The sequence below is a fragment of the Prevotella rectalis genome, assembly GCF_900607215.1.
GTDB classification, from domain to species: Bacteria; Bacteroidota; Bacteroidia; order Bacteroidales; family Bacteroidaceae; genus Prevotella; species Prevotella brunnea.
This window is the reverse complement of record NZ_LR027822.1, coordinates 1,023,527-1,035,027: the sequence shown is the minus strand read 5'-3', so window position 1 is coordinate 1,035,027 and position 11,501 is coordinate 1,023,527. Positions and strand designations below refer to the sequence as shown.

Annotated in this window: 9 protein-coding genes and 1 pseudogene; all 10 read left to right on the top strand. The window is 45.8% G+C overall.

What is annotated here, in order from left to right; all coding sequences use genetic code 11:
- Positions 1-188, top strand: a pseudogene (locus tag E0E16_RS14000) (hypothetical protein); the annotation flags it as partial.
- Positions 189-220: 32 nt separating this feature from the next.
- The gene (locus E0E16_RS12690; protein WP_240048166.1) at positions 221-1,066 is read left to right on the top strand and encodes an IS3 family transposase; all 846 of its coding nucleotides are present in this window, start codon (positions 221-223) and stop codon (positions 1,064-1,066) included.
- A gap of 952 nt (positions 1,067-2,018) precedes the next feature.
- A complete protein-coding gene (locus tag E0E16_RS12685) occupies positions 2,019-4,292 on the top strand; it encodes a hypothetical protein (protein WP_165444233.1) in 2,274 nt (757 codons plus the stop codon).
- A 72-nt stretch (positions 4,293-4,364) separates the two neighbouring features.
- Positions 4,365-4,550, top strand: a complete 186-nt coding sequence (locus E0E16_RS12680; RefSeq protein WP_130830547.1) for a hypothetical protein — start codon at positions 4,365-4,367, stop codon at positions 4,548-4,550.
- Positions 4,551-5,211: 661 nt separating this feature from the next.
- Positions 5,212-5,529 (top strand): hypothetical protein, encoded by a 318-nt coding sequence (locus E0E16_RS12675; RefSeq protein WP_025875786.1) that lies wholly within the window; start codon positions 5,212-5,214, stop codon positions 5,527-5,529.
- Positions 5,530-5,784: 255 nt separating this feature from the next.
- A complete protein-coding gene (locus tag E0E16_RS12670) occupies positions 5,785-6,432 on the top strand; it encodes a hypothetical protein (RefSeq protein ID WP_130830546.1) in 648 nt (215 codons plus the stop codon).
- Positions 6,433-6,477: 45 nt separating this feature from the next.
- The gene (gene rpoN, locus E0E16_RS12665; protein WP_130830545.1) at positions 6,478-7,989 is read left to right on the top strand and encodes an RNA polymerase factor sigma-54; all 1,512 of its coding nucleotides are present in this window, start codon (positions 6,478-6,480) and stop codon (positions 7,987-7,989) included.
- A gap of 5 nt (positions 7,990-7,994) precedes the next feature.
- Complete coding sequence (locus tag E0E16_RS12660; RefSeq protein ID WP_130830544.1) at positions 7,995-8,612, top strand: phosphatase PAP2 family protein; 618 nt, start codon at positions 7,995-7,997, stop codon at positions 8,610-8,612.
- Positions 8,613-8,622: 10 nt separating this feature from the next.
- Positions 8,623-9,129, top strand: a complete 507-nt coding sequence (gene purE, locus E0E16_RS12655) for a 5-(carboxyamino)imidazole ribonucleotide mutase (protein ID WP_130830543.1) — start codon at positions 8,623-8,625, stop codon at positions 9,127-9,129.
- A gap of 73 nt (positions 9,130-9,202) precedes the next feature.
- The gene (locus E0E16_RS12650; RefSeq protein WP_130830542.1) at positions 9,203-11,125 is read left to right on the top strand and encodes a 4-hydroxy-3-methylbut-2-en-1-yl diphosphate synthase; all 1,923 of its coding nucleotides are present in this window, start codon (positions 9,203-9,205) and stop codon (positions 11,123-11,125) included.
- Positions 11,126-11,501 lie beyond the last annotated feature (376 nt).

The following is an 11,501-nucleotide window of genomic DNA, read 5'->3' as shown; positions in this document are numbered from 1 at the left end:
AGAGGTATCGTATGGCTCATAAAGAAACGAATTTGACAGACAATGAGATATTGCGCCAGAAGATAGTGAACCTCCAACACGCATTGTCTTTGGAGAAGATGCGCAGCCGTGCCTATGAGAAACTCATAGAGATAGCCGAATCCGAGGAGGGTATCAGCATCTTAAAAAAAGATGGTGCCAAACAGTAACGGCGCTGCGTGAGGAGTTTCCCGGTGTATCCGTGGAATTCCTCTGTGGGCTGTTTGGCAAGAAACGCCAGTGGTATTACGCAAGCAGCAAGCTTGTGATTTCTGAGCGGCAAAGGCGTAAACTGATAGTTGACAATGTACTCTACTATCGTGCCTGCTGTCCCGGGATAGGCGGTGTGAAACTGCACGTCCTCCTCAAGTCGGAGCTAGGTGAAGATGTTACTCATGGTCGCGACTCCTTCTTAAAACTACTTGCTTCAGAAGGACTTATGCTTCCCAAGAACAAGCGAAGACGTACAACGGACTCCAATCATCCTTATAGGAAGTATCCTAATCTTGTACAAGGTGTTACGGCAATGTATGCTAACCACATTTGGGCAGCCGACATAACCTACGTTTGGATTTACGGCAACGTCCTGTACCTCCATCTCATTACAGATGTTTACTCACATGCTGTCATAGGCTGGTGCTTATCCGAAACCATGGAGGCTATAAATACGAAGGAGGCATTGCTAATGGCAGTTAAGGCAGCCGGAGGAGGCAACCTCTGCGGAACGATACACCACTCTGACAGAGGTTCGCAATACGCCTGCCACCTATATGTTGAAACTCTTATGTGCCACCATATCAGGGTTAGTATGACAGAACGGTACAATCCTACGGACAATCCTGTGGCGGAAAGGACGAATGGAACCTTTAAGGTTGAGTGGATTTACCAGCAGGAGATGTACCGAGATTATGACCAGGCCAACATGGAAATCTCCAAGGCAATAGCCTTCTACAACTACAGACGACCGCATATGAGCATAGGAATGAAATGTCCGATGGATGTCTATAGAGGCGAACAGCCCGGGAGAAATCTTTGGAAAAAGAGATAAATGCTTGCAAAAAAGAAAAATATAAAGTATCTTTGGAACGCCGAAAATATGGCGAACGACGGTCTTATGCCATCTTCACCAAAGGTCCCAGGGGGCATCGAGCCCCCTAAGACCTTGCCGAAAATATGACGGAACTTAGGTGTTGTCCATCTTCTTTTATGCAAGTGCACTGACTTCAAATTTAAACTATATAATGTTAATGTCAAGTCATTCAGTAAATAAGAAAATATTTGACAAGTAAAACAGAAATACATCGTCAGATCTGACAAGTGAATTCAGGAAAAGACAAAATTCTTCATTCATCTGTCAAAAGCTTACCTTTTGCGTTCCAAAAGCTTAGCTTTTGCACTGCAAAAGGTCATGTATTGCACTGCAAAAGGTAAGCTTTTAAATCGCAATTCATATCGTTCTGATTATCAACAGATTACGAAGTGTGCCCCGAAGGCGGTTTTTTGTAATATAATTTCATGGTGATTGGAACACCATCGGGACAAAATAAAGCTCTTCTCACTGCCATGCAACACCGTGAATTCTTAATGACCGATTTTGAATTAAGGCAAGTAGGCTTGGGTACGCATTTCTTAACAAATACATCTTCTTTTATACTAACATACGTTAAACCATAAGATTTATACAAGGGTTATATGTTAAATTATCACAAATACCCCCCCCGAATTTGTTATTATTTGTAATAAGATTTACCTTTGCAGCCAATATCATCTAACATAGACATTTTTGCCATTCAGAGGCTGCTTTTCGAGTTCTTGAATACTTGACAATTCGGATAACACCTTAACGGTGCAAGTTATTCTTCCATGACAATAGGAACTCTTTGACGATTCTGCTCTGTGCGTTGATGCTATTCTTAACGCAAAAAAATCTATTTTTAAACCTAATGTATATGATGTTATTGAGAAAATGTTTATTTGGCATTCTGCTTGGGATGAGCATAATGTCCGTAAAAGCGCAAGGAGGTTCTGCTCCTGCCATTTATTATGGTGGTCTTGAGGCTACAGCTGAATCTGCGGCTGGACCTAAGAACTATTTTGTGTTGTACAACATCGCTGCCGATTTGTATGTGACGCAAGGTGGAAACAACGGTGTGGAAATGATTTTGGAAAACATGCCCTACTATCCGTTCCACATGAATGGCGTACAAGAGAAACAAGGACAACATGTTGTCGGAGGTCAGAAATGTAACAAAGTTCATTTCCTTTGCCCAATGAACGGACGTTCAAGTATGCAATACAGCAAAGACATGACGGGTGCTCCCGGCGAAACACTCCCGGGATTTTACCGATTGAATGGCGCATCCTATCCTTGGGAAGCTGTTCCGGTTGAGGGCTACGATGAGTACACTCATGTCTATAACCTTTATTACTACAACTCTGACGGGACTTATCATCCACTTCGAGCAACCGAATCAAAAACGTTGGAGTTGTCAGAGAGCACAGAGGCAGACCCCAATGATTACTACGCACAATGGCAATTGGTTCCGCTGCACGAGATTTTACGCGAGTTCGATTTATGGACGCGAATATATTATGGAGAGCCGGCTTCATTTTACATCAACAACCCTGATTTCCAACGCGACTGGAGACCGACCTTTTCTTGGGAGAAACCCATGTATCATGATTGGCAACCATATTACCTTACGGTGAGTGGCGGCAACATGAATATCAATACGCAGGGCAATCAGCGTCTTGATTGTTTCAACAAGGACTTGTTGCCTGATTACGCTCAAAGTTATTCTGTTGCCAACAAGAAAATTGAGATGGGACGAAAATATGCCGATTTGCTGGGTGTGAACGTCACCCGGGCAACGGGTTCCGTAGCCAATCATACGGCAGGTAAATCGGGTATGTTCGTTCAGGCTGTCAATTTGCCTTTCGATGGTTGGTATAAAGTTTCATGCCAAGGTTTCTATCGCCCCGTAACAAATTCAGACGGAACGAAAAGCTCCGCTTATCTCACAGCTTTCGTGTCGCCTACAACAGTGTATAAAGTTCCTATGGCTGATCCTGATGTGAATTATTATACATCATACGGTAATTATCTGAACGACTATAAAAATCCTTTTGTCGATGAATCCGGCATACCGGCGAGAACGTTTGTTAAGAAACCATTGAAGGAAATCGGCACCGATCAAGATTTCTCTACAAATAATTTCACGGACGGAGCAAACAGAGATTACATTTGGTCAGGCACACAGTTCAAGGAAGGCAAATATCCTAACGAACTTTACATCTATTTGCCATGGAGTGGGGAAGACGAAACCGGTTCTCCTCATATCCTGAATATCGGTATTGTGGCAGATAACATGAACGATAACACAAGATTGAACCAGTATTGGCTGTCGTTCGACAAGTTTAAGTTGGAATACATCGGTGAAAGTGCTTACCTGCTTGACGAGGATGCTGAAAACATCGACTACATGAAGAACCGGGAATATGAAACTTTGTTGCTCCATGCGAGCCTTAAACCTCACAAATGGAACACCTTTGTGTCGCCGGTAACGCTTAACGGCGGTCAAGTGAAAGTCGGGTTTGGTCCAAACACAGAGGTTGCCGTGCTCAGAGAAAAAGCGGAAGGTGATGATGACAACACCATTTATTTCTCGAAAGTGAATATGGATGCGGAACATTATGACTCCGTGGCGATAGAGGCTAATACCCCTTGTCTCATCAAACCTGACATGGAACCGACACTGCGTCCATGGATGCGGAATTACATAGACTACGACGGCGTCGAAAAACAATTGGCGGACAACATGCGTACCTATTTTATACAAGGAACTTCGATGGATAAGCCGGAGACGAGTATCATCAACACGCTGACCACAGACCAAAAGACGAAGTACACCTTTGGAAAACTACACATAGAAGGCACACTGACGAAAACAAACAATGCTGTGAAGGTGGGCAACTTTGCCTTGAAAGACAATAAATGGTGGAAACGCACGGCTCCGATATGGTCGAAAGGCTTCCATTGGTGGATAGTAAACGACAAAACACAGAGCGGAGCCAAATCTTACCGGCTGATGGTGGATGACAACATTGTTTCACCAACGAGCATCAATGGCATCGAGGCAGTGGAAGAGGCAGAACCGCTTGGCGATATTTACACAGTCAGCGGACAACTCGTGCGGAAGAATGCAACTTCCACCGAAGGACTGCCGGCAGGTTGCTACATTGCCAAAGGAAAGAAATTGGTAGTGAAGTACTAAGGAATGCGGTAACGCACCTATGTGAGAATAGTTTATAAGTATTTATAAGAAACTTTAAGAACATTGAAAGTCATGACAAGAAAAGAAAAAAGATATATTGCGCCACAAACCATGACATACCGCATGGAAACAGAGGCTCCATTGGCAGCAAGTCCACTTAATAGTCAGGTGGGTGATGAACCATCAACCTCCATAGATGAATCCGGAGATGACTGGGATGGCGGCATAGACTCCAAAGAGACAACGCTTGAGCCATAGACTCCGATAAATAGAAGAAGAAACAGTCCGGTGCAAGCTTATGCAAGCTTTCCGGACTGTTTCTTTTTTATTGCCTCAACTGTTATGCAAGTGTATTGTTGTATTTGCTTTTTGTGAAGATGCATCTTGCAAAATGTTTTTCCGACGACATGGGAAAAGTTCGATAATGTCCTAAAAATTCTTCATTCATCTGTCAAAAGCTTACCTTTTGCGTTCCAAAAGCTTAGCTTTTGCACTGCAAAAGGTCATGTATTGCACTGCAAAAGGTAAGCTTTTAAATCGCAATTCGTATCGTTCTGATTATCAACAGATTGCAAAGTGCGCCTCGGAGGCAGTTTTTTGTAATGTAATTTCATGGTGATTAGAACACTATTGGGACAAGATAAAGGACTTTTCATTGCCATACACGGGTAAGATGACAAGAGGTTTTTTTTCAATAGCAATTCCATTTGCTTGATTTTTATCATAAAATCGAAGCTTATTCGCAAAAAAACGTATCTTTTTCGCTGTTTAATTCATTATAATGACTATCTTTGCATACATCAACAGAAACACTATTTTATCGAAAGAGGCGCGACAAGGGTTGTTTTTTGGAGCAAAAGCAAATTTGCGACATGAAGAAAACAGCATCGAGGTTACGGCTCATTAATCAACAAAAGACATGAAGAAATATTTCATCTTTGCATTATTCTTCACCATCGTTGGTGGCAATCAACTCAACGCGCAAAGCATAAACTATCGCACCTTATCCGCGGAACAGATTCAGGCAATGGCTGAACAAAAAAGGCAGCAGTACGATGATGTGAAAAGTAGAGCCGACAAGACAAAAGACGAGTTCAAGAACGCTAAAAAAGAATATAAAGCCAAACAAAAAGAATACAAAGAACTGAACAAACTTCGCAAGCAGCGTAAGAAAGAACTGAAAGAGGTTGAGAAAGCATTAAAACTTCGCTCCAAACTCAGAAAGCTTTCCAATTAGCTCCATGAAGTTGTGGCAGGCGTTTGCAGACGGTCTCGCGTTTCATTATCGCTTACTTCCACACATTCTTTTTTATTTTATGCGTATGTCGCTCTTCAAAAGAGGAATGACAATGTATCTTTTGCCCCCAAATGTCCCTGCCTCTGATTCGGCGTTCCTTAAGAGAGAGATCATGGAGAGATAACCGATAAAAAATTTGGGCTTTACAATAAAAATAGGTATCTTTGCGTTGAAACGAAGATACCTATTTTGCTTATGGCAACGCATCCTTTATGGTCTGACGAATACTGGCTTTTGCTGCTGCAAGTGTATTTACGAGAGCCGGTGGGCATGAAGCCCATGTACTCGAGAAACTTGGTAAAGGTAAGTTTGGAGCTGCACATTCCTCCGCACTATCTCTACGAGCAACAGTTCTTGTTGAGGCAACGTGGCACGCCTGTCATACAACTGATATGGGACACCTATGCCGAAAATCCTAAAAAGCTGAAAAGAGACGTGAAACGGCTAAGGGAAATGAAAGGGTTTGGAAATTCAACACTGTTCTATAAGGACGTGGACGAGAAGCATACCTTTGAGACCGATTTCCTGCCCCTGCCACAAAACAAGGCACTGAAGCCGGTAATGCTCATCATGATACTCGAACTCTATTTCCGACTCACCCCCATTACGATGGTAGAAGCCACCCCGGAGGTGCGGGAACTGGCGAAAATGATGAGACTGAGCACGAGATTGATAGTCGAAATCATGGATGTCTTCCGATTTTGCGACCCCTATCTGAACCGCGACGATTTGCTCATTTCACCCCTTTTGCCCCCTTGTCAGGAGATATGGAACAGATATGGAAACGACAATCCACAAAAACTTTCGGCTTTGGCAGCGCAATTACGCGATTATTTCAGATAGAATGTGTTTCTTTTTTCGTAATTTTGCATCGTAATTCAGGTTATAATGGCTCAAGAACAAATACAGGTACAAGAACAAAAGCAACAACAGGTGCAGCGACTCTCCCAACAACAGATGTTGCAAGTGAAGCTGCTCGAAATGCCATTGACCGAATTGGAAGAGAGCGTGAATGCCGAACTCGACGACAACCCTGCCTTGGAAAGGGGAGATGAGAAAAGCGATTTCGACGAGAACGCAGAAACAGCAGAAACGACGGGCGATGATTTCGATTCGCAACAGGAAGAGGAAGAACGACAAGACGCACTCGACACCGCGCTGGAACGTCTGCAGTCCGATGAAGACCTGCCCACCTTTGAAGGCAGTAGGCAAAACTACAATGCCGACTACGAGGAGATTGTCTATGGCGACACCACATCGTTCATCGACAAACTCAATGAACAGGTGGGCGAAAGAGTGCTGACCGAAAAGCAACGAGGCATAATGGAATACCTCATCGGAAGTCTCGACGATGACGGCTTGTTAAGAAAAGATTTGGATATCATTGCCGATGAACTTGCCATCTATCACGGAATAGATTGCACGGAGGAAGAAATAGACGGCACATTGCATATCCTGCAAGACTTCGACCCTCCCGGAATAGGCGCGCGCACCTTACAGGAATGCCTGCTCCTGCAAGTAGAACGAAAGCTGCAAACCGGACAATGGAAAGCCGATGAGCAGCTGTATCAGTACATCCGGGAAATTCTCACCAACCATTTCGATGCTTTCACAAAGAAACATTGGGGCAAAATAAAGAGTGCCCTCTCGCTCTCTGATATCCAAGTAAAGACTTTGCAGAACGAGATTTTGAAGCTCAATCCCAAGCCCGGCTCCTCCATGGGAGAGACAATGGGAAGAAATGTGCAACAGATAACGCCCGATTTCATCGTAGATACAGAGGACGACGGAACCATCAGCTTCACGCTCAACCACGGACATTTGCCGGAATTGCACGTGTCTCGGAGCTTCAACGAAATGTTGGCAGGCTACAAGGAAAACAAACAGAGCATGAACAAACAGGCAAAGGAGGCACTGCTCTATGTAAAGGAAAAGGTGGATAGAGCCCAAGGCTTCATAGAGGCAATCAGAAAACGACGCAACACGCTCTACTTAACGATGAAAACCATCATCGACATTCAGCGAAAGTTCTTCCAAGACGGAGATGAGGCAGACCTGAAGCCCATGATTCTAAAGGACATCGCCGAAAGAACCGGACTGGATATCTCCACCATCTCACGCGTCAGCAACATCAAATATGCACAAACACGTTGGGGAACATTCCCTCTCCGTTTCTTCTTTACCGACAGCTACACCACGGAAGAAGGCGAAGAGATGTCCACACGAAAAATAAAAGTCGCACTGAAAGAGGTTATTGACCGAGAAAACAAGAAGAAACCACTCAGCGATGAGGCTTTGACCAAGGTGATGAAGGAGAAAGGTTTCCCCATCGCCCGACGCACGATAGCCAAATATCGCGAACAATTGAGCATTCCGGTGGCAAGACTGCGCAAAGAGTAAAGAGCATGAGAGAGAAACAAATCATATTGACTGCCAGAGTGGTGAGTATGTTGTTCACACCATTCTATCTGCCCGTTGTGGGCATACTGGCAATCTTTGGCTTCTCCTATCTCAGCACATTCCCATGGCAATTCAAGATTTCGCTTGTGCTGATGGTCTATCTTTTCACGGTGCTCATCCCCACATTACTCATCCACATGTATCGACAATATTACGGTTGGACACTCATTCAGTTGGGACAGAAAGAGCGAAGAATGATACCTTACGTCATATCCGTTCTCTGTTATTTCTGCTGTTTCTACATCATGAGTCTGCTACACCTCCCTCATCTCATCACATCGGTACTCGTGGTGGCATTGGTGATTCAGGTGCTGTGCGCCATCATCAACGTTTGGTGGAAGATTTCTACACATACGGCAGCCATAGGCGGGGTCTTGGGAGCATTGGTGGCTTTCTCGATGATACTCAGTTTCAATCCCATTTGGTGGTTTTGTCTTGCCGTCCTCGTCTCGGGAGTTGTCGGTTCCAGTCGCATTATCTTGCGCCAACATTCGCTGATGCAAGTAACGGCGGGTTTCTTTCTGGGTATCGCGAGTGCATTCTTTACGATAATGATCATTTAAACATAAAAAAATGAAACCTTTAGTTAGTATTATTATGGGGTCAACAAGCGACCTTCCTGTCATGGAAAAGGCTTGTAAGTGGTTGGAACAATACGAAATACCGTTCGAGGTGAACGCACTTTCAGCGCATCGCACCCCCGCAGCAGTGGAGAAGTTTGCCAAGGAGGCACAAGAACGAGGCATTAAAGTGATCATTGCCGGAGCAGGCATGGCCGCAGCTCTGCCCGGTGTCATCGCTGCATCCACCCCTCTGCCTGTCATCGGTGTGCCCATCAAAGGAATGCTCGACGGACTGGATGCCATGCTCTCCATTATTCAGATGCCTCCCGGCATTCCCGTAGCCACAGTAGGGGTCAATGGAGCACAAAACGCAGCCATTCTTGCCGCAGAGATGATAGCACTCGCCGATGAGGAAGTGGCGAAAAAGGTTGCCACATGGAAGTCCAAATTGGGCGAGAAAATAGTAAAGGCAAACAAAGAATTGTCGGAAATCAAGGATTATAAGTTTAAGTGCTAAGTCGCTGCCGGAAGTTCTACCGCGCGAGTAGGTTGAAAGTTCAACAATTCAGGCAGGTCAGCACGCGGAAAGCATGATAGATTTATTTCATTACGAGAGAAGAAAGAGTACGGTGGCGCAGGTGGGCATCTTGAACATCGGCGGCAACAATCCCGTCAGGTTGCAATCCATGACTACCACCTCAACCGATGATACCGAAGCGAGCGTGGTGCAAGCGGAACGCATCATCAACGCCGGTGGAGAACTTGTGAGATTGACTACACAGGGGAAGCGCGAGGCAGAGAACTTGAAACACATCAGCGCACAATTGCGTACCGATGGTTACAAAACACCACTCTGTGCCGATGTGCACTTCAATGCGAACGTGGCTGATGTGGCAGCGTTGTATGCCGAGAAGGTGCGCATCAATCCCGGAAACTACGTGGATCCTGGTCGAACGTTCAAGCACTTGGAATACACCGAAGAGGAATATGCCGGCGAGTTGCAACGCATAGAGGAACGGCTGACACCGTTTATCAAGATTTGCAAGGAGCATCACACGGCAGTGCGCATAGGTGTGAACCACGGTAGTTTGTCCGACCGAATCATGTCGCGCTACGGCGACACGCCGGAAGGCATTGTGGAAAGCTGTATGGAGTTCCTCCGCATCTTCAAGCAGCAGCAGTTCGATGATGTAGTCATCTCCATCAAGGCCTCAAACACCGTCGTCATGGTGCGTTCGGTGCGCCTTTTGATTGCAGAGATGGATAAGGCGGATATGCACTATCCGCTGCATCTCGGCGTTACAGAAGCCGGTGAAGGCGAAGACGGACGCATCAAGAGCGCAGTGGGCATCGGAGCGTTGCTCGCCGATGGCATCGGCGACACCATTCGCGTATCTCTGAGCGAAGAACCGGAAAAGGAAATTCCCGTTGCTGCCCACCTCGTGCGACACATCCGAAAAAAGCAAGGGCATATTCTCGTGCCTGCCGAAGTTTACAAGGGCTTCGATTATCTGCATCCACAGCGCAGAAAGACCCTTTCCGTCGGCAATATCGGTGGCGAGAACGTTCCCGTTGTCATTGCCAACCTTCCGACTGGGAAGCAGATGCCGACCGTTGTCGCTCCCAACCTTCCGCGTCCCGATTACATCTATGTAAACGACATGCTCCCGGAACGATTGTCGGAGAACCAAAACTACATCCTCGATTACAACAATTACATCGAGTTGGCGACGAAAGGCGAACTTCCGCCGGCAAATGTTTACCCCATCTTCCCAACACCTGCCATCCCGTTCATCGGAACAGTAAAATCTAAAATCAAGTTTCTCGTCTTAAAGTATGGCACACCGGAGGAAGAGTTTCTCACTTGTTTGAAATACCATCCCGAAGTGGTGGTCATCTGCGTGAGCAATCATCAGAACCGGCTTGCCGAACAGCGTGCCTTGGTGCACCGGATGATGGCGGCAGGCGCAACCAACCCGGTGGTCTTCGCACAGATGTACAGACATTCTGTAACCACGGAGCCATCGGATGGGGTGTCGGCGAAAGAACAGTTCCAAATAGAAGCGGCTGCCGACATGGGCGCACTGATGATTGATGGACTCACCGATGGTTTGTGGCTGATGAACGAAGGCAATCTCTCGCAGGCAGACGTGGAGCAAACCGCATTCAGTATCTTGCAGGCAGGCAGACTGCGCATGGTGAAAACGGAATACATCTCTTGTCCCGGCTGTGGCAGAACACTCTACGATCTTCGCACAACGATTGCCCGAATAAAGGAAGCCACCCAAGGCATGAAAGGACTGAAAATAGGAATCATGGGGTGCATCGTGAATGGTCCGGGCGAAATGGCTGATGCCGATTATGGTTATGTGGGAGCCGGTCCGAAGAAAATCAGCCTTTATCGGAAGAAAGAATGTGTGGAACGAAACATCCCGGAGGAAGAGGCTGTGGAGCGTTTGCTGGCACTGATAAAGTCCGACCGAGAGAAATTGGCTGACAAGAACCGGAAATAAGCTCCGACTCTCTTTCATACCGCCTTACGAAACACGAAAGCAGATGACACCATCTCATGTCGCCCATGAGTTTTGTCATCTGCTTTTGTTTTTGTTCTGCCACAGTTTCTCAAGAGTTTGTTGCGTGCATAAAATGAAAACGACACCAAAACGACAAGCTCACAGAAACCCTCAGAGAGCACCGCTGTTATTTATTGATATTTATTACTGTCCGCTAAACATCCCACATTTTTTATGAATTAGGGCTGACACTTCTCACGAGGTATCAGCCCTTTTTGTTATCTTTGCTTTTGTTTCCAAACTCAGATAACATGGGCAAAAGTACACATTTCTTCGGACAGCCGGTATATGGTCAGCTGATAAAATCTCTCGACCA